Raw genomic sequence first — 17,969 nt, 5'->3', positions numbered from 1 at the left:
GGCGTGATCAACGCGCCAGTTCGCGAAACACCTGTGCCTTGCTTTTGCTGACCGGCAATGCCGTGCCGTTATGCAGGACGGCCGTCAGCCGGCCATCAAGCTCACGCCGGAAGCGCGTCAGCTGGCCGAGATTGATGAGGTGCGCGCGATGGATGCGGGCAAAGCACTGAGGGTCCAGTCGCGCCTCAAGGCGGCTGAGTGCCAGGTGCAGGACGTAGTCGCCGCTGGCGGTGTGCGCCATCACGTAGTCGCCCACCGCCTCGAACCAGTAGATGTCGGCCACGGCCAGCGGCTGGATGCTGCGTCCGCTGCGCACGAAAAGCCGTTGCATGGGGCCATGGGCCAGCATCTCGCCGTAGCGGTCGAGTGCGGGTGGCAGGGGTTCGCCCAGCGAGGCGCGAACCCGGTCGAGGGCCGTGGCGAGGCGGCTCGCCCCAAAGGGTTTGAGCAGGTAATCGAGCGCGCCGAGTTCGAAGGCGGCCACGGCGTGTTCGGCGTATGCGGTGGTGAAGATGATGCGCGGAGCAGGCGGCGGCAGGCGACGCAACACGTCGATGCCTGAGCACCCGGGCATCTGCACATCCAGCAAGATCAGCTCGGGCTGCAACCGGTGAATCGCCTCGATGGCGGCCTCGCCATCCGCCGCTTCGCCTACGCAGCGAATCCAGTCGATCTCCTGCAACAGGTGACGCAAGCCGGCGCGGGCCAGGGGCTCGTCGTCGACGATGAGGGTTGGCACCGCGTTGCGCTCAGTCATCGTCGTGGCTCGCCGCGTGGAGAGGGCTGCGCGCGATCTGGGTCGCCGGCCAGTGCAGCGTGGCCGTGACGCCGGCCGGGGACGCGTGGACATCCAGCCTGGCATTCCGGCCGTAGAGCCAGGTCAGCCGTTCGCGCAGCCGCTGCAATCCCGTTCCGCCGCCCTGGTTCATGGCAGCGGGTTCGGCGCCCACGCCGTCATCGCTGACCATCAGGCACAAGCGCCCATGTTCGTTGCTGGCCTGAACATGCAGGTGGGTGGTGCCGCGCTTGGGCGCAGCGCCGTGCCGCACGGCGTTTTCCACCAGCGTCTGCAACGCAAACGAAGGCAAGGCGGCGTCCATCAGGTCGGCGGGCAGCGTGGCCGCAACCTGCAGCCGTTCGCCGAAGCGCAGCTGTTCGATCGCCAGATAGCGTTCCACGAAGCGCCATTCCTCGGCGAGGGTCACCAGGTCGCGCTGCTCCTCCAGCGCCGAGCGCAGCAATTGCGCGAGCAGCTCCGCCGCATGGCTGGCCCGGACGGGATCGAGCGGAATCAGCTGCACCACGGTGTGCAGCGCGTTGAACAGGAAGTGCGGATGCAACTGCGCGTGCAGGGCGGTGAGCTGCGCGCGCGCCGTCGCCGCCTGGATCAGCGCGGTGCGCTGGGCGGCCTGTTGGGCGTAGCCCACCGCGGCGATCATCACGTAGAGCCAGATGCCGGTCAGCATGAAAGGCCCCAGGCCTGGCCCCACCGCGAACACCAGGTGCCTACGAAACAGACTTTCGACCAGGCTGTATGCCGCTGCCCACAACAAGGCATACAACGGTGCGGCGACCGCATGGATCAGCAGGAAAGACACGTGGAACGGGTAGGGCCACGGGCATCGCTGAACCAGCACGCGCACACCCAGTCCCACCACGGCGCCGCTGACGATCATGCGCAGCGCCACCCACGCGGCGCCAGCCAAAGGCGCGCCGTGCACGTTGACGATCAGGACGGTGAAGAAGGCCCACATCGGCAGCCAGCCGATGATCAGCTGCAGCCAGAACCAGCTGCGCGTGGGCGATGACGGGTGCGTCACGCCGGTCAACTACCGGTGCGACTGGCGTTGAGCGTCACGTAAGCCGTCTCCCAGGTTTTTCCTTCATCGTATGAGCGGTCTTGCACCATGCGGAACCCCGTCGATGTGATGGCGGTGAAATGGGTGCGGCTTTGATAGTGCTTGCCTTCGTGGTCCGCGGCGTTGCCGGTGACCACCATGTCGCCGTCTTGCCAGTGACCCGTCGATGGTTGTGCATGGCCTTCGGCGGCATCGAGCACGGTGATCTTCCAGCAGTTTTCCTCGCGGGAAAAGATGCGCGTGAATTGCACCGGGGGCAGGGGATTGCCCGAGGCGTCGGTCAGTCGCAGTTCGTCCTCGATGCCCTGGCCGTCCACGGCGTGCCAGGCCTTCCAGTGGCCCGACAGTTTGGGTGCGCCGTGAATCAGGGCGAACAGGCCCGTGGCTTTCACCTCTCCCTTGACCTGCCATTGGCCGAGCAGGAAGTCGAACTGATGGGATTCCGTGGCACGGGCGGCCGGGACGCTGACGTCGGCGGCAACGGCCTGGGCAGCGATGGCGGTGAAGCCCAGCGACACGGCAGCGACGAAGGCGTGGCGAACAAACGGTGTCATGGCAATGCCTCGATGGTGGTTGGGACGCACCGAGACTGCCATGGCTTCCCGCGCAGCAGGCAGCGGGATTCGCCCAATCGCCGAAACAGCACGGTGAACGGCAGCCAGCGTCCCGAGGGGCCTGCTTACGCTATGGCACCTCACCCAGACATGTCGGGAGTCGCCCGTGTATCGCTCAATCGCCCCATCTCATTCGCACGAGCCGGTGATCCGGCTACGCGGTGTCAACAAGACCTACGCGGGCGGCAGCGCGAGTTGCGTGGCGCTTGCCGATGTCGACCTGGATGTCTTTGGCGGGGAGTTCGTCGCCATCACCGGCAAGTCAGGCAGCGGCAAATCGACCGTGCTCCATCTGCTGGGCGGACTCGACCGGCCCAGCGCTGGCGAAGTATGGGTGGGCGGCCAGGCGGTGCAGGCGCTGTCGGAGCAGGCGCTGGCGCGCTGGCGCGGGCGTTCGGTCGGCATCGTGTTCCAGTTCTTCCAGCTGATGCCGACGCTGTCGGCAGTGGAGAACGTGATGTTGCCCATGGACCTGGCGGGATGCTGGCCCGCCAGGGAGCGCCGCAAGCGCGCGCTGGCACTGCTCGACCGGCTGGACGTTCTGCCCCAGGCGGACAAGCTCCCTTCGACCATGTCCGGCGGACAGCAACAGCGGGTTGCCGTTGCGCGCGCCCTGGCCAACGCGCCCGCCTTGCTGTTGGCCGACGAGCCGACCGGCAACCTGGATACCCACAACGCGTCGGCCTTGCTGGATCTGCTCGGCGAGCTGGTAGCCGAAGGTCAAACGCTGGTGATGGTGACCCATGACCCGTCGGTGCTGCGTCGGGCTGGCCGCACCGTGACCCTGGAGGACGGCCGCGTGGCGCCATGCGGGGAGGCCTGCCATGTTTGATACGCGCTGGCGAAAAACGCTGCGTGACGCGTGGGGACATCGCGCGCGGACGCTGCTGGTGGTACTCGCCGTGGCGCTGGGTTTGATTGGCGCCGGGGCGATACTTGACGCATGGGCGCTGGTGCGCGTGACCACCCAGGCCAGCTACGTCGCGAGTCATCCGGTGGCGGCGACGCTGCAGATCACGCCGCTGGATGCGTCATTCCTCGCGCGTGTACGCCAGCTGCCCGGTGTGGCCGCGGCGCGGTTGCGGCGGACGGTGATCGCGACCACGCAGGGGCCGGGCGAACGCAAGACCATCGTGCTGCATGCACTCGACGATGTGGCCCGCCCCGATATCGGACGACTGCAGGACGTGCAGGGCGCGTGGCCGCCGAATGACGGTGAAGTCATGATCGAGCGTTCCTCGCTGGGTTACTCTGGCGCGACGGTGGGCGCCGTTCTTCCCGTTGCCGTCGCAGGCCAGGCGCCTGTCGCGCTTCGCGTCGGCGGCCTTGTGCGCGACGTGTCGGTGGCGCCCGGCTGGATGGATCATCTCGTGTATGGCTTTGTCAGCCTCGAAACCTTGTCCCGGCTTGGCGTGCCTTCCGGGTTCGACGAGCTGCAGATCACGGTGTCCGACCCGCATCCCAGCCAACAGGATGTGCGCCAGCTGGCGTGGCGCATCAAGGCGCTGGCGGAGGCGGAAGGGCGTCGCGTGGGGCGCATCAACGTGCCCGTGCCGGGCCAGCATATCCACGCCGCCCAGATGGATACGCTGATGCTCACGCAAGGCGGTTTCGGCATCCTCACCTTGCTGGTGTGCGGCTGCCTGATCGTCAACCTGGTATCGGCCATGCTGGCGGGCCAGCGGCGCGAACTGGGCATCATGAAGGCGGTGGGTGCGAGCGAGCGGCAACTGGCCACGCAGATCCTGGTGCTGGCGGGCGCGCTCGGCGTGCTTGCCGTGGCCGTGGCGCTGCCGGTGGCCGCCTGGCTTGGACGCCGCTACGGCAGTTTCCAGGGCGAGCTGTTGAATTTCCCCGTGGACAGTCAGGCGATTCCCTTGTGGGCATTCGCCGCGCAGGCTGCCGTAGGCGTGGTGTTGCCCGTGCTGGCCGCCGCGGTGCCGGTGGTGCAGGCCTGTCGCCAGTCGGTGGTGGCGGCGCTGCGCGGGCAGGAGCTGTCCAACGACGCTGCCGCCTTGCGCGTGCGGCATGGATTGCAGGGCGTGCCGCTCGCGCGTCCGCAGCTGCTGTCGTTGCACAACGCTTTTCGACAGCGCCAGCGTTGCCTGCTGACCCTGGTGGCGCTGGCGACCGCCGGTTCCGTCTTTATCGGCGCCAACAATCTGCGTGCGGCGGTGGAGCAGTCGGTGGATCGGCTGTTCGTCGATCAACACTACGACATCGCGTTGCGTATGCATGAGCCACAGCCGGCGAGCCGCCTGATCGAAACCGCGAACGCGGTAACAGGCGTGGACGCCGTCGAAGCCTGGGACGGCGCCAGCGCCGGTGTGGTGCGCGCGGATGGCACCGTGGGCAACATGTTCGATCTGTTTGCCGTTCCGCCGCGCAGCCGTCTGGTGACACCCGCGCTGCAGCACGGACGCTGGCTGCGCGATGACGATGCCGCCGGCGTGGTGATCGGCAGCGGCCTGCTGAAAACGGATCCGGAACTGAAAGTCGGGCAATCGGTGCAGCTGACCATCGATGGCCGGCAGTCACCCTTGCGGATCGTGGGCATCGTCGACAGCGGACCCGAGCCGCTGGCGTACGTCGCGCCATCCGCGTTCGCGGCATGGCGCGGCCATGACGTCGCTTCACTGCTGTTGATCAAGGCCGGCGCGCGCGACAAACAAGGGCAGCTCGACCTTGTCCAGCGACTGCGCGATGCCTTCGATCAGCAGGGGCTGGTCGTCGCCAGCAGCCAGTTGCTCAGCGAAGAACGGCAAGGCATCGAGGATCACCTGCAGATGGTGGTGAGCTTCCTCGGCGGCATGGGCTGGGTGATGATCGTGGTCGGCGGCATGGGCCTGGCATCCACCATGAGCGTGGCCGTGCTGGAACGCCAGCGCGAAATCGGTGTGTTGCGCGCCATGGGGGCGCGCGGTCGCACCATCCTCGGCATGGTGCAGCTGGAGGGCCTGACCATGGCGCTGCTTGGCTGGCTGATGTCGCTGCCGCTGTCGGTGCCCATCAGCGTGCTGCTGGCACGGGGCTTTGCCGCCGTCATGTTCCCGGTGCCCACGTCGCTGCTGCCCGAGCCGGGCGGTGCCTTGCGCTGGCTGGCGCTGGTGATGACCGTCGCCGTGCTCGCCTGCGCCTGGCCGGCACGGCAGGCCATGCGGTTGTCGGTGGTGAGGGCGTTGCAGTACGAGTGATCCGCGCGGTCGTTCCACTCGCCCTGACGTCATGGCGCCTGCCTCCCCGAAGGCGGGCGCTGGCCATATGGCAACCGAAAGTTCTTGCGTTTGGCCGCCTGAAGATACAATTGCGAATTACTATCATTTAGTATTACGCCCCTGTCATCTGGGGCCATCGTTCGCATGAAGCACATCGTTACGCGTTGCGCAGGCGTCTGTGCATCCGCGCTGCTCGCCGTCACCGCGCTCGCCGGCCTGGGCCTGTCCCGCGTGCATGCCGAGGAAAGCCAGTTCGGCTATGTCTACACCACCGACCTGCTGCCGCAGGGTGCCAAGGAAGTGGAGCAGTGGGCCACCTGGCGCCACCAGAAGGTGGCCGGCTACTTCGACCAGATCGATGGCCGCACCGAGTTCGAGTACGGCATGACCGACAAGCTGCAGCTCGCGTTCTATGCGAACTACGTGTGGTCGCGGGCGTATCACAACGGGCCGTTCGACCAGACCACGCCGCCCGAGCCGCTTTCCTACGACCGGCCGGGCCCGGACGACCACTACAACGCCAAGCGCTTCGTCGGCTTCTCCGGCGAGGCCATCTATCGCCTGTGGAGCCCCTATACGGATCCCCTGGGCGTGGCCATCTATGTGGAGCCTACCGTCGGTCCGCAGTTCCGCGAACTGGAAACCAAGCTGATCCTGCAGAAGAACTTCCTGGACGACCGCCTGGTCACGGCCTTCAATTTCACCTATGCACCTGAGCTGCGCTACGACTGGGCCGATGACGCCATGACGCACAAGCGGTGGCAGGAGGAGACGGACGTCAACCTCAATATCGCCGCCTCTTATCGCTTTGCGCCCAACTGGTCGGCGGGCATCGAGTTCCTCAACGAGCACGAATACAACAGCTACAACTTCAGCAACGAGTCGAACGACGGCTACTTCGTCGGGCCGGTGATCCACTACGGCGGCAAGAAGTTCTTCGTGACCGCGACGTTCCTCGAGCAGCTGCCCTGGGCCAGCGCGCATGCGGATACGGTGCCGGGCGCCATCGTGGGCCGTCGCATCTATGACAACGATTTTGAAAAGTACCGGGTCCGCATCAAGGCCGGCTGGTACTTCTGAGGCATCGCCATGAAATCACGTTTCCTGCTGATTCCCGCCTACGCCCTGGTGGTCGCTGCCCCGGTGCAGGCCACGGTGTACATGAGTGTCGAACAGGCCCAGGCGCAGATGTTTCCTGGGGCCACGCTGACACCCGATTTCGTGACGCTCACGCCTGAACAGGTCAAGGCCATCGAGAAGGCGAGCGACGTCAATGTGCTCAGCCCCAACCTGAAGGCATGGCGGGTGTCCACCGGCGGCTGGTTCATCGCCGACCAGGTGGTGGGCAAGCACGAGTTCATCCCGTTCGCACTGGCGCTGGACGACAAGGGCGCCGTGAAGTCCGTGGAGATTCTCGAGTATCGGGAAACCTACGGTGACCAGGTGCGCAACGCAGCGTGGCGGGCGCAGTTCACGGGCAAGACGCACGCGGCACCCCTGAAGCTTGGCACCGACATCCAGAATATTTCGGGCGCGACCTTGTCGAGCCGGCACATTACAGATGGCGTGAAGCGACTGTTGGCGACTTATGACCTCGTCCTGTCCAAGCAGCCGGGTTGAGCGGGCACGCCCGCTGCTCGGCACGACGGTAAAGGTCCTGGTGCAGGGCATGGACGCACCGCGGGCGCATGCCGCCATCGACAAGGCCTTTGCGCAGGTGGAGCGTGTGCACGCGCTGATGAGCTTCCACGAACCGGCCAGTGACTTGTCGCGACTGCACCGCGCACCTCTGGGCGAGCGGGTCACGGTCGACGCCATGACGGTGGAGGTGCTTGAAGAGGCGCGGCAACTGGCGGAGATGTCCGGCGGCGTGTTCGACATCACCATCGGCGGCCAGCTGGTGCGTGACGGCTTGCTGCCTTCGCCCCAGGGCGCCTGTCCACCTGACCCTTCCGCGTACTGGAAGGACATCGAGTTGCTGGAAACGCAGGTTTGCCTGCATCGCCCCCTGTGGATGGATCTGGGCGGCATTGCCAAGGGCTATGCCGTTGACTGCGCGGTGCACGCGCTGAAGGAACACGGCGTGACCCATGGCGTGGTCAATGCCGGCGGCGACCTGCGCTTCATCGGAACGGGGCCGCATCAGGTGGCCATCGATACGATGCTGCCGGACAGGGCGAACATTCCCGCGCTGGAAGTCGGCGAAGTCGCGGTGGCGACGAGCACGCCACGGGCACGAGCGGCGCATGCCGCCATTCCACATCGTGATGCGCTGCACCGCTTGCCGGTCGGCGGCGATCTGCTGGCAACCGTCGTGGCCCCGCGTTGCGTGCACGCTGACGCGCTCACCAAGGTCGTGCTTGCCCTCGGCACGCAGAGCGATGCCATGCTCCGGCACTACGACGCGGAGGCCTATCTGCAAAGCCCCGCTGGCGAGTGGACCTGCATTGGCCAGGTGATTTCATGAAGAACCCCGCGCACCACAATGTTGTCGGCCACCATCGCACGCCGTTGCGGTTGTCGCGTCAGCGCCGCTATTTGGTATACGCCATCGGCTGGGCGCTCTGGTCGAGCGGCGCGGCATGGCTGGTCTGCCATTATTTCCTGATGACCAAGGGCCCCTTCGGCGACACGCCGAGCCCACTGGAACCCTGGTGGCTGCGGCTGCATGGCGCCATGGCGTTTGGCGCGCTCTGGTCATTTGGTCTCACCTGGGGCGTCCACATCGTCGCTGGATGGAAAACCGGGCGGCAGCGCGTGACCGGTGGCGTTGCCGTCGGTGTGCTGGTCTGGCTGATCCTCACCGGCTATCTGCTCTATTACCTCACGGACGACACCTGGCGCGGCGTGAGCGTGCTTGCCCATTGGACGATAGGCCTGGCGCTTCCGTTGTTGCTGGCGGTGCACGTTGTGCTCGGGCGCAGGCGCGCAAAGCGCAAGGCGTGATGCCGCCGGACGAGGTGTTCGGTCCGCGGTGAAACCGGCGTCGACATCCGCACGGGAATCGATGGACCGGCCTTGTCGATTTTCCCCTGCCTTGTTCGTCAGCAGGAAGTCGTGATAATTCCATCGCGGCTTCCATCCCAAAGGACTGACTCATGAGCAAGATGATCTTCGTTAACCTGCCGGTGACCGACCTGAAGCGTTCCAAGGCCTTCTATGAGGCGGTGGGCGCGGTCAACAACCCTGCCTTCAGTGACGATACCGCCGCCTGCATGGTGCTCTCCGACACGATCTACGCCATGCTGCTCACGCATGACAAGTGGCGCCAGTTCACCAGCAAGCCCATCGTTGATGCCCATGCGAACGCGCAGGTGCTGCTTTGCCTTTCCGCCGGCAGCCGCGACGACGTAACCGGCATGGTCGACAAGGCAAGCGCTGCCGGCGGCAAGGCCGACCCCACGCCCGTGCAGGACTACGGCTTCATGTTCGGCCGCAGCTTCGAAGATCCGGACGGCCATATCTGGGAAGTGATGTGGATGGACCCCAGCGCCATCCCGCCGCACGGCTGAGCATCTCTTCAGTGGACAGGCGCGCGGCGCCTGTCCATCGTGATCGGGGGCGCCGGTTCCTGAAAGGGAGCGGCGTTTCCGGTCCGGCGTTTTCAACCCGGGGCCATCATGGACATTCGGTCACTCCACGCTGCGGATCTCGACCTTATCTGCAGGCACCGCGAAGACATGTTCCGTGACGCGGGCGGGCGCGACGAGGCGCTGGCCACCATGACGGGCCAATTCCGCGAATGGCTCAGGCCGCGTCTACGGGATGGATCCTATTTTGGCTTTGTGATGTCCGATGACGGCGCTCCCGTGGCCGGCATCGGGCTGATGCTCATCGACTGGCCGCCACACCCCGCGCACCCGATGCAGGACAAGCGCGGCTACGTGCTCAACGTCTTTGTCGAGCCGGATTACAGGAAGCGTGGGCTGGCCCGCGAACTGATGAAGCTCGCGGAAGCGGAGTTTGTCAGGCGTGGGGTGGGCTATGCCGTGCTGCATGCCACGGCGAAGGGCAGGCCGCTCTATCAAGGCCTGGGCTGGAACGGCACGACCGAAATGGCCAAGACGCTGGATGGCGAGCGATAGGCGAGCGGGCCTCACCTCACGGGGTTGATCGGCCGCCCTGGCGGCGCTTCACGCCCTCACGCGCGAACGTAGGTCAGCCGGACCACGTCTTCGCCCATCACGTCGCTTGCCACGAGGCGTAGCCGCAGTGCATAGCCTGCGAAGAATGGCTTGCCGCGACCGAGCACGACAGGGTGGAGGTAGATTCGATACTCATCGATGAGGTCAAGCTCGGTCAGGCTTCGCGCCAGGTCCGGTCCGGCGACTTCGATTTCTCCGGCGAGTTCGGTCTTCAGCTTCTTTACCACCGCCTCGAGGTCATAGGCGACCAGGGTAGCGTTGGGGCCGACGGACGCCAGCGAACGCGACACGACCCACTTCGGCTGGCGCCGCCACGCCTCCGCGAAGTCGCGTTCCTCGGCGCTCCAGTCGGGTGAGTCCTCGTCCCAATAGCGCATGACCTCGTACATGCGGCGACCATACACACTGCCCGCCAGGTCGCGCACCTGCGCGATGAAGTGACGAAAGAGCCGTGGGCCGGGCGCAAATCCCTGATGGTCGACATAGCCATCCAGAGACATGTTCATTCCGTAGACAAGCTTCGCCATGGGATATCTCCACGCCGTGGACTTGCGCATCGTCGTTGCCGACAGGCTACGACGGATCGGCTGGCCCTTCGTTGCGACACCATCCATGAGCGCCCCGGAAAGCCTTTTGTATGGGGCAACGCCTAGGCTTCGCCCAAAGGGCCGGTAAGGTCGTCGCGCCAAAGGGTGAACCATGAAGCCTGTCGTTATACCCCGAATCCTGTTGATCCCATGCGTTCTGGCCGGGGGCATGCAAGCGGCCGGGTGCATGCCCGTGAACTCGCTGGCGCCGGAGGTTGCACCGCCGGGCTTCGTGATCGGGCCGCAGGCGGGCGACCCGCACTCGCACGCGTCCTTCCCGCAGGTGCCGGGCGACATCATCAAAGTGTCATCGCACCTTCGCGTCACTCATGCGGTCGAGCAGGGCCTCAACTTCTTCGCCATCCAGGTGAACTTTCCCAATGGAACCTGGGCGCATGGCGGCCCTCAACGGGTGGATGGCAAGTATCAGATGAACTGGGGCGGCCTGGTGAGTCGCGGTGGCGGGAGCGCTGACTATCGCGAGGAAAGCCCGGGCGCGGACCTGCAGCACATGCAGAACGCGAGCGATGCGGAACGTAGCGCGCCGTATGCCTGGGTTGAAGGCAAGGACTATGTGCTCACCATCGAGCGTGGAAGCCAGAAAACCTTTCCTGCTGGCCAGTATGTGTTCATTGGGTCCGGCCCGGCCGTTCAGGTGTCCAACGCCCGTACGATGTGGGCGTGGAAGTTCACGCTCAAACCGGCGGATGGTCACGGGCCCGTTCAAGTCTCCGTTCTCTATGATGCCGCCGACCGCATCTCCAGCTTCTACATCTGGAACGAGTGTGGCTACGGATCCTGCGGCAAGGGGCAAAGTGCTGCATGGTCGATGCCCGTCTATGCCACGCTGAGTGCACCGGACAAGGACGCACAGACCCAGGCGCTGAAGCGTTTTTGACGCAGGCGCCGTTGGCGTGCGGCGTGAGCGGCGCCTGGCCCGAGGCTGGCGTCGTGCGGGGGTGACATCCCCTGTCCCTCAGGGCGAGTCGTGATAAGCCATCGGCGTCGTTTGCCACGCGTGAGAATCCAGGCCCATCTTCCCTTCGAACCCAAGGTCAGCCATCCAGCCATGATCGACAAACACCCCGGCCGCGCGCTTTGCGCCGTGATCACCGCCGTCACCATGATGTTGGCGGGCTGCGCCAGCGATGCCGTTCACCCGGGCGGATCGTCGACGCCGGAGGCGACACCGGCATCCCTTGGATCGGCAGGGTGGCCCGAGGTGGGCGACATGGAGGCGTGGCGCGCGACGCCAGCCCGGTGGCAGTCACTGCGCACGACCTGTGATCGCCACATCGGCTACGAGCCGCACCCCGTAAGCGATTTTTCGCCGCCGCCCCATTACGTCGACCGCGAAGGCGAACAACGCATCGTCAAGCCATTCACCGACGATGGCGATGTGGCGTACCGCGAGGCGCTGTGCTTTGCCGCCAGCGGCGACCGGCGTTACGCGGAGGTGGCCGAGCGGATTCTTGATGCCTGGGCCGCAGGTGTGCAGCGTATCGGCCAGGGGCAGGGTGTGGCCGATGTCAATTTCATGTTCCCACGATATGCATTGGCCGCAACGATGGTCCGCGCCGATAGTCAGTGGAACGACGCGAAGTTTCGTGCGTTCGTCCGGCAGCGTGTGCTGCCGCTTTCCACGGCCTCACGCAACAACAACTTTGGCAATTGGGGCGTGTTTCTCGAGGCGAGCAGCGCGGCGTACCTGCAGGATCGAGGACTGATGCAGCGGGCGGCGAAGCGCTGGCAGTCGCTGATGCTCAGCCAGGTGGCGCAGGATGGTTCGATGCCAGCGGAGATCTGCCGCAGCAACACGTCGGACTACTGCGGCGGCGCGGACAAGGGTGTCAACGGACTGTCCTACACGCACTACACCTTGTTTCCCACCACGATGGCGGCAGAGATTTTCCGCAACGCAGGCATCGACGTCTATGCCGGCAACGCCGGCCATCAACTGAGCCTGGCCTATGCCAGAGCTGCGCAATGGACCTTGCATCCGGAGACGTTCCCTTACTACGCGAGCAACAACGGCCATTTGAATGGCGTGCGCAATGCCGCGTACTTTCGAATCCTGCAGCGCAGAATGCCCAACGACGATGGCCGTGCCGTCATCGCCCAGGGGCATCTCGGTATGGATGGCTTTGAGATCGAGTCGCTGTATGCGCAACCCTGATCCGGCCGTTGCCATCCCGGTGGAGTCGATGTGAAGGCCAGCTCCTTCAAGCCAGAGGAAGGGCAGGGCCCAGGAGCGAAAGGTGAACCCGCCCCTTTCCCACGACATGCGGGCGGTATAATCCCGGGCCGGCCAATCACCTCCGCAGGAGCACGTGCATGTACACGAAGACTCTCTATGCAGGCTGGGGCGACATGGACTTCAACTCCCACATGCGCAACACGGCCTATCTGGACAAGACGGCCGACGTGCGGCAGATGTTCCTGATGGAACATGGCTTTCCCATGGAAGAGTTCGTGCGCCTGCGGATCGGCCCGGTGGTGATGAAGGACGAGGTGGAGTACTTCAAGGAGGTGGGCCTGCAAGAGCAGATCACCGTGACCTACGCCATCGCCGGCCATTCCGATGATGGCAGCCGGTTCCTTCTTCGGCACGAGATATTCCGGCGTGATGGAAAGCTCAGCGCGCGGGTGACCAGCGCGGGTGGATGGCTGAACCTCACCGAGCGCCGACTCGTGGCCCCGCCGCCGGCACTCCTGGCAGCGATGGAATCCCTGGAAAGGACGCATGACTTCGTCGTGCTTCCTTCCAGCGTAAAGCGTGACTGACGTTCTGGCGGTAGGGCGGGCCAGGCACACGCGTTGTTGCTCGACACGAGCGTCGCGTGGTCGCCGCTTCGATGCGGCAAAACAAAAGGAGCAGGCACCTCGCGATGCCTGCTCCCGATGCTGGCGGCCGTGCGTGGATCAGAAGTTGTAGCGCAGCGTCACCATGGCCGACCAGCGCGACACGACACGGCTCGGGTCGTAGAAGCCACCGTCATACGTGGTGAGCTGCTGCGGCTGGTAGTTGCCGTACTTGTCGGTGGGCAGCGAGTACACGTACTGGCCCTGCGCGTTCACGCCGCCATAGCTCGCAAGCGTGCGGGTGGGGTAGATGCCGGTGTTGCGCACGTCGCCCCAATGCTTGTCGAGCAGGTTGAGGAAGTTGAAGATATCCAGGCGGATCACGCCTTTGTTGCCGGCGAACAGGCCCGGCACTTCCTGCGAGAAGCTCACGTCCAGCTGGTTGACCCACGGCGTCGTGTCGCCGTTGCGTCGGGCGATCTCGCCGCGGTGGTCCTTCAGGTAGCTGTCGTTGGCGAGGTAGTTCTGGAACTGCTGGATCACCTGCGCGCTGGTGCCCTTGGCATAGGCGACCTTCGGGTCATTGGCCGACGGGATGTAGACCGGATCCCAGCCCGCGATGGTGTCGCCATTGGCATCGTTGGCGAACACCCAGGTGTACGGCGTGCCGGTATGGCCGTTGTAGAACAGCGACACCTGCGTGAAGTAGTTGCCGAAGAATGCGTGCTGCCAGTTCAACGAGGCCTTCAGGCTCTTGGCCACGTTGTAGTTGGACGTGGCCAGCACGTCGCTGTTGGGGTTCAGGCGCGCCACGCGGGAGTAGCCGTTGAACGCGATGGTGTCGGTGCCCGGGTCCACATCGGTGGCGTGGCTGAACGTGGCGCTGACCGTACCGGAGAACTCATCGCCGAACGGCTTGCTGAGTGCCAGCGTGAAGGTGTCCGACTTGCCCTTCTTGGTGTTGGTCAGATACGTCGACTGGTTGCTGAAGGCGCGGTTCTGGTTGGCCAGCGAGTCGGCGGTCTTCGGCGCTTCGCCCGGCGTCTTCCAGAACTGCTCGCGGCCATCCGGCAGCGTGCCGGTGGGTGCGCCGAAGTTCAGCGCCTCATACAGAATGCCGTCGCGCACCTTGATGTGCTGGTACTCAGCCGAGGCCATCAGGCCCCACCACGGCAGCTCGCGGTCCAGGGCCAGCGAGGCCTTCCACACCGTGGGCATCTTGAAGTTCGGGTCGATCGTGTCGATCGAGCCCGCGCCGCCACCGGCGGGGATGTTCTGGTGGAACGGATCGGGGCTGAACGGCGCCGTCGCCGGCGCGTACGAGGTGTAGTTGAGCAGGGTGACGCCGTTGTTCTGGTACGGGTTGGTCAGCCACACGATGGGCGGCGTGGTCTGGAACAGGCCGACGCCACCGCGCAGCTGCGTGCGGTAGCTGCTGTCGAATAGATAGTTGAACGACAGGCGCGGCTCCACCACCCGGTTGCCCGGACCGATGGCGAAGTTGTTGGGGAAGCCAAAGGCCTTCGCGAACGCCGGGTTGTATTCCGGCTTGACGTTGGCGTCGGGAATGTCGACGCGCACGCCGTACTGCACCGACAGCTGGTCGTTGAACTGCCAGGTGTCCTGCAGGAACGGGCTGTACTGGCTGTACGTCCAGCGGCCCGCGATGTCGCCGAGCGAATAACCGGGCGCGGGGTGGTAGAGGAGGTACGAGTTGTAGTTGCCGTTCTGGAAATTGTTGATGCCCCAGAAGTTGTACTGGCCGAACTGGGTCTGGCCGAACAGGTTGTAGATCTTGTTGCTCTGGACATCGATGCCGCCCTTGATGGCGTGATCGCCCACGACATAAGTGCCGGCAAGGAACAGGCTGAACTTCTTGGTATCGATGTGGTTGTAGTGGCGATAGCGTTCCTCGCCCAGGTTCACCGACGGGCCCTTGCCATCCGGCGACAGGTTCACGTTGACAGCCGGCTGCTGGAACGGCGCCGTGGTGTCCTGCACGAACTTCTGGTAACCCACCTTGGTCTCGGTGGAGAAGTTGTCGGTCCAGTCGTCGAACAGGTGCAGCACGTAGTTGTCGGTGGTGATCGCCTTGGTATACGTGTAGCTGGTCAGGCCCACGCTGTTGGCGCTGTTGCCGCCCACGGCGGGGAGTTCTTCCTTGGTGCGCTGGTAGGTGAAGCTGACGCGGTGTTCGTTGGTGATGTTCCAGTCGATCTTGCCGAGATAGCGCTTGTCGTCATACGCCAGGCCGGTGGCGCCACCGAACGTACCGGGCTTCAGGCCCAGCTTGTTGGCGGCGTCGATGATCTTCTGCAGGTCACCCGGCGACACCTTGTTGCTGGTCGAGGCGCCGTTGCCGAGCGAGTAGTCGAGGCCGTTGGCGGAATCCGCGCCGATGCCGTTGGTGCGCTCGTGTTCGGCCGACACGAAGAAGAACAGCTTGTCCTTGATGATGGGGCCGCCAACGTTGAAACCGCCGGTCCAGTCGTTCTTGTAGCCGTTGTACTGGTAGCCCGGGTTGCTGCTGGGCAGCCAGCCGGCATCGCCCACCAGCTTGGCGGCGTTGCGGTAGGAGTAGTACACCGAGCCGTGGTACTGGTTGGTGCCGGACTTGGTCACCGCGTTGACGTCCGCGCCCACCGTGTCGGAAGTGGTGTCGAAGTTCGCGGTGGAAAGGTTGTAGCCGGCGATGGCCTCCGGCGAAATCGGCGACTTCTGGTAGGGCAGGCCATTGGCATTGAGGCCGAACGGATCGCCCTGGCTCACGCCATCCACCGCGATGTTGTTGTAGCGGTTGTTCATGCCGTTGGCGGAGATCGAGCCCACGCCCTGGTCGATCACCGTGATGCGCGGGTCGACGCGCGCGATGTCATCGATCGAACGATTGCCCTGCGGCGTCGCTTCCAGCTGTTTCTGCGAAAGATTGGTCGACAGGCCCTTGTTGTCCGAGCTGAAGGTCTGCGCCAGCGCGGACGCATTCACCGTCACCGCGCCCAGCGTATTCGCCGCCTGTGCCGCTGCGCCCAGGCTCAGGTTGATGGAGGAGGGCTGGCCCAGCTGCAGGTAAATATCGTGCTGCTCGGCTGCCGTCAGGTCCGCCTTGCTGGCGGTGATCTCGAACGGACCACCCACGCGCAGCCCCTGCGCGGCGTAACGGCCATCGCTGTCCGTGGTCACCTGCTTCGTGGTGCCCGAGGGCTGGTGCACGATCGTGACGGTAGCGTCGGCCACCGGGTGCCCGGAAGCGTCCACCACGCGTCCGCTGACGCCGGACGTGGTGACGTTCTGGGCCGCGAGCGGCGCGGCGACGAGCAGCGAAGCGATGGCGATAGGCAACGCCCGGAGGCGGATGGGGTGAGTCATCTGAAGTCCTTGTCATGTAGGTTGTCTGCTCACTACCCATGGGCGCCCACGCGGCAGCACCGCGGGACCATGCATGGAAAGCGAACCCCTTGGCAGATCCGCATCAGGGGCAAGACTCACCCGGACGCGCAAATCGGCGCGCAAAATTACGATGGCCGCATGACAAACTTACATATTCTTACTAACGTGTGGCTGACGCCCGGCGCGCCCAAGCGTTGATCGGTGACCGGCCAGGCAGAGGGCGGGCCGCCGGGAGGCGAGCCTGCAGCCCAATGTGGACTGATCCAGCCAGGGTGGCAACCGGGATGCCGGCGCTGCAACGCCGCATGATCCTGCCGGCCGTTGTCGCAATAACGGCCGTGGTCCCGGCGTTGGTATTTGCCGTTCCGTACATCTTTACGGCGATGGGTTCTCGCGGGTCTGGTCTTTGTCGACTGCCCAAGGTGGCATGGCTGCAACACCCGTTGCCAAACGCGCACGCCGCTTTCCGCGGCAACGCGCGCGCCATGAAGGCAAGCCTGTGCGTCAGGGTACGGGGTGTCGCCGTGTTGCCGCGAGCGTTGGGGGATGCAGCAGGATCACTCCATCGCATCGATCCTGGCGAAGCACCGCCCGTGCGTGACATGTGGCTGGGTTATCGCCGTGATATGCGCCGCCTCACAAGACGCCATGCGCTGCTGGAGGCGGTCGTCCAGCAGCTGGCCCATGGATGGCGTGTGAGGTAACGGCCTGACGTAACGGGTTACGCGGCAGCCTCACTTGAGTCGCGTCAAATCCGCCTTGAATGCCGTTGCCCAGGTGTGGCCACCGTCCTGCGAGTAGGCAATCTCGTAGTGATGGGAGTCTGCTTTGATGTCAGACCAGACGCCGCGCACCAGTACCGTGCGCCCCTTGTAGACCGTGGTGCCGAACAGCTCGCCGCGACCGCTCTTGAAGCTGCCGATGGTCGGCGCCTCGGTCTCACCCGATGCGCCGTCGATATACGTCTGGCTCCATTGCCCGGCCTTGGCGTTGTAGACGAACATGGTCGCGCCCTCCCAATGTCCATCGGGGCCATCGGCTTCGATTTCCTCGAGCCAGGCGCGACCATCCCAGATCGGGCGTGCTGTCTTCGTGCCGTCCAGGGTCACCGTGTGTGTGCCCCCTTCGAACGGGTCGAGTACCTGGGTGGCATGGGTATGCCAGGCACCGCGCACGAAGTCGAAATCATGGGCGCCGTCGTGCGGCTGTCCGGCGTTCACACTCAAGGGGGCGCAGGCAAAAACGCCGGCAATCACGGTTGTGCGCAGCAACAGTCTCCACATCATCGCGGTCTCCTTATGACCAGGTCTTGGCCTCACTGTAGGGAAAGCAGGAAGCCCTGGATGAGCCAATCGGAGCC

18 protein-coding genes are annotated in these 17,969 nt (G+C 64.9%); 12 read left to right on the top strand and 6 right to left on the bottom strand.

Annotated elements, in window-relative coordinates; genetic code table 11:
- Nucleotides 1–7: 7 nt before the first annotated feature.
- From HY57_RS16730 to HY57_RS16720, 3 genes are read right to left on the bottom strand one after another with little or no spacing between them, the layout of a single operon-like run.
- Nucleotides 8–757, bottom strand: a complete 750-nt coding sequence (locus HY57_RS16730) for a LytR/AlgR family response regulator transcription factor (RefSeq protein ID WP_019466845.1) — start codon at nucleotides 755–757, stop codon at nucleotides 8–10.
- Nucleotides 750–1,820: a sensor histidine kinase gene (locus tag HY57_RS20970; protein WP_144240848.1), complete on the bottom strand. Its 1,071-nt coding sequence runs from the start codon at nucleotides 1,818–1,820 to the stop codon at nucleotides 750–752. Before HY57_RS20970 ends, HY57_RS16730 begins: the two co-directional genes overlap by 8 nt.
- A gap of 5 nt (nucleotides 1,821–1,825) precedes the next feature.
- Entirely contained in the window at nucleotides 1,826–2,413 is a 588-nt protein-coding gene (locus HY57_RS16720; RefSeq protein ID WP_019466844.1) for a hypothetical protein, read from the bottom strand.
- A 205-nt stretch (nucleotides 2,414–2,618) separates the two neighbouring features.
- Between HY57_RS16720 and HY57_RS16715 the strand changes: the two genes are divergently transcribed.
- The 8 genes from HY57_RS16715 (at nucleotide 2,619) to HY57_RS16680 (ending at nucleotide 9,773) form a co-directional block, all read left to right on the top strand.
- A complete protein-coding gene (locus tag HY57_RS16715) occupies nucleotides 2,619–3,305 on the top strand; it encodes an ABC transporter ATP-binding protein (RefSeq protein ID WP_019466843.1) in 687 nt (228 codons plus the stop codon).
- Complete coding sequence (locus tag HY57_RS16710) at nucleotides 3,298–5,667, top strand: FtsX-like permease family protein (protein ID WP_019466842.1); 2,370 nt, start codon at nucleotides 3,298–3,300, stop codon at nucleotides 5,665–5,667. Before HY57_RS16715 ends, HY57_RS16710 begins: the two co-directional genes overlap by 8 nt.
- 165 nt (nucleotides 5,668–5,832) lie before the next feature.
- Complete coding sequence (locus HY57_RS16705; RefSeq protein WP_019466841.1) at nucleotides 5,833–6,768, top strand: DUF6662 family protein; 936 nt, start codon at nucleotides 5,833–5,835, stop codon at nucleotides 6,766–6,768.
- 9 nt (nucleotides 6,769–6,777) lie between these two features.
- Nucleotides 6,778–7,308, top strand: coding sequence for an FMN-binding protein (locus HY57_RS16700; protein ID WP_019466840.1), 531 nt, complete (start codon nucleotides 6,778–6,780; stop codon nucleotides 7,306–7,308).
- Nucleotides 7,277–8,155, top strand: a complete 879-nt coding sequence (locus HY57_RS16695) for an FAD:protein FMN transferase (RefSeq protein ID WP_081500723.1) — start codon at nucleotides 7,277–7,279, stop codon at nucleotides 8,153–8,155. Before HY57_RS16700 ends, HY57_RS16695 begins: the two co-directional genes overlap by 32 nt.
- Nucleotides 8,152–8,634, top strand: coding sequence for a hypothetical protein (locus HY57_RS16690; RefSeq protein WP_019466838.1), 483 nt, complete (start codon nucleotides 8,152–8,154; stop codon nucleotides 8,632–8,634). The genes HY57_RS16695 and HY57_RS16690 overlap by 4 nt, the downstream gene beginning before the upstream one ends.
- A 152-nt stretch (nucleotides 8,635–8,786) precedes the next feature.
- Nucleotides 8,787–9,200, top strand: coding sequence for a VOC family protein (locus tag HY57_RS16685; RefSeq protein ID WP_019466837.1), 414 nt, complete (start codon nucleotides 8,787–8,789; stop codon nucleotides 9,198–9,200).
- 108 nt (nucleotides 9,201–9,308) lie between these two features.
- Nucleotides 9,309–9,773 (top strand): GNAT family N-acetyltransferase, encoded by a 465-nt coding sequence (locus HY57_RS16680; protein ID WP_050997973.1) that lies wholly within the window; start codon nucleotides 9,309–9,311, stop codon nucleotides 9,771–9,773.
- Between the two features lie 56 nt (nucleotides 9,774–9,829).
- Here HY57_RS16680 and HY57_RS16675 read toward each other — a convergent pair whose 3' ends face one another.
- Nucleotides 9,830–10,360, bottom strand: a complete 531-nt coding sequence (locus HY57_RS16675) for a dihydrofolate reductase family protein (RefSeq protein ID WP_019466835.1) — start codon at nucleotides 10,358–10,360, stop codon at nucleotides 9,830–9,832.
- Between the two features lie 247 nt (nucleotides 10,361–10,607).
- Here HY57_RS16675 and HY57_RS16670 point away from each other — a divergent pair, with 247 nt between their 5' ends.
- From HY57_RS16670 to HY57_RS16660, 3 genes are all read left to right on the top strand, one after another.
- The gene (locus HY57_RS16670; protein ID WP_019466834.1) at nucleotides 10,608–11,318 is read left to right on the top strand and encodes a hypothetical protein; all 711 of its coding nucleotides are present in this window, start codon (nucleotides 10,608–10,610) and stop codon (nucleotides 11,316–11,318) included.
- 207 nt (nucleotides 11,319–11,525) lie between these two features.
- Nucleotides 11,526–12,596, top strand: a complete 1,071-nt coding sequence (locus HY57_RS16665) for an alginate lyase family protein (RefSeq protein ID WP_157786203.1) — start codon at nucleotides 11,526–11,528, stop codon at nucleotides 12,594–12,596.
- Between the two features lie 158 nt (nucleotides 12,597–12,754).
- On the top strand, nucleotides 12,755–13,204 hold the full coding sequence (locus tag HY57_RS16660) for a thioesterase family protein (protein WP_019466832.1): 450 nt from the start codon (nucleotides 12,755–12,757) through the stop codon (nucleotides 13,202–13,204).
- Between the two features lie 138 nt (nucleotides 13,205–13,342).
- On the opposite strand, the gene HY57_RS16655 is transcribed toward HY57_RS16660, so the two are convergent.
- Entirely contained in the window at nucleotides 13,343–16,588 is a 3,246-nt protein-coding gene (locus tag HY57_RS16655; protein WP_026034195.1) for a TonB-dependent receptor, read from the bottom strand.
- A gap of 305 nt (nucleotides 16,589–16,893) precedes the next feature.
- Between HY57_RS16655 and HY57_RS21705 the strand changes: the two genes are divergently transcribed.
- Nucleotides 16,894–17,313 carry a hypothetical protein gene (locus HY57_RS21705; protein ID WP_144240847.1) on the top strand — a complete coding sequence of 140 codons (420 nt, stop codon included), beginning with the start codon at nucleotides 16,894–16,896 and terminating at the stop codon, nucleotides 17,311–17,313.
- 30 nt (nucleotides 17,314–17,343) lie between these two features.
- Here HY57_RS21705 and HY57_RS16650 read toward each other — a convergent pair whose 3' ends face one another.
- Nucleotides 17,344–17,895: a hypothetical protein gene (locus HY57_RS16650; protein WP_019466829.1), complete on the bottom strand. Its 552-nt coding sequence runs from the start codon at nucleotides 17,893–17,895 to the stop codon at nucleotides 17,344–17,346.
- Nucleotides 17,896–17,969: the final 74 nt, after the last annotated feature.

It is taken from the genome of Dyella japonica A8, assembly GCF_000725385.1.
Lineage (GTDB): Bacteria > Pseudomonadota > Gammaproteobacteria > Xanthomonadales > Rhodanobacteraceae > Dyella > Dyella japonica_C.
The sequence above is the reverse complement of the archived record's forward strand: the minus strand, read 5'-3'. Positions and strand labels throughout refer to the sequence as shown.

Excerpts from the sequence above, each read along its gene's own strand:
- HY57_RS16730 (WP_019466845.1), bottom strand. The coding sequence starts at position 757 with ATGACTGAGCGCAACGCGGTGCCAACCCTCATCGTCGACGACGAGCCC.
- HY57_RS16720 (WP_019466844.1), bottom strand. The coding sequence starts at position 2,413 with ATGACACCGTTTGTTCGCCACGCCTTCGTCGCTGCCGTGTCGCTGGGC.
- HY57_RS16710 (WP_019466842.1), top strand. The coding sequence starts at position 3,298 with ATGTTTGATACGCGCTGGCGAAAAACGCTGCGTGACGCGTGGGGACAT.
- HY57_RS16705 (WP_019466841.1), top strand. The coding sequence starts at position 5,833 with ATGAAGCACATCGTTACGCGTTGCGCAGGCGTCTGTGCATCCGCGCTG.
- HY57_RS16700 (WP_019466840.1), top strand. The coding sequence starts at position 6,778 with ATGAAATCACGTTTCCTGCTGATTCCCGCCTACGCCCTGGTGGTCGCT.
- HY57_RS16695 (WP_081500723.1), top strand. The coding sequence starts at position 7,277 with ATGACCTCGTCCTGTCCAAGCAGCCGGGTTGAGCGGGCACGCCCGCTG.
- HY57_RS16690 (WP_019466838.1), top strand. The coding sequence starts at position 8,152 with ATGAAGAACCCCGCGCACCACAATGTTGTCGGCCACCATCGCACGCCG.
- HY57_RS16685 (WP_019466837.1), top strand. The coding sequence starts at position 8,787 with ATGAGCAAGATGATCTTCGTTAACCTGCCGGTGACCGACCTGAAGCGT.
- HY57_RS16680 (WP_050997973.1), top strand. The coding sequence starts at position 9,309 with ATGGACATTCGGTCACTCCACGCTGCGGATCTCGACCTTATCTGCAGG.
- HY57_RS16675 (WP_019466835.1), bottom strand. The coding sequence starts at position 10,360 with ATGGCGAAGCTTGTCTACGGAATGAACATGTCTCTGGATGGCTATGTC.
- HY57_RS16670 (WP_019466834.1), top strand. The coding sequence starts at position 10,608 with ATGCCCGTGAACTCGCTGGCGCCGGAGGTTGCACCGCCGGGCTTCGTG.
- HY57_RS16660 (WP_019466832.1), top strand. The coding sequence starts at position 12,755 with ATGTACACGAAGACTCTCTATGCAGGCTGGGGCGACATGGACTTCAAC.
- HY57_RS16655 (WP_026034195.1), bottom strand. The coding sequence starts at position 16,588 with ATGACTCACCCCATCCGCCTCCGGGCGTTGCCTATCGCCATCGCTTCG.
- HY57_RS21705 (WP_144240847.1), top strand. The coding sequence starts at position 16,894 with ATGCCGGCGCTGCAACGCCGCATGATCCTGCCGGCCGTTGTCGCAATA.
- HY57_RS16650 (WP_019466829.1), bottom strand. The coding sequence starts at position 17,895 with ATGATGTGGAGACTGTTGCTGCGCACAACCGTGATTGCCGGCGTTTTT.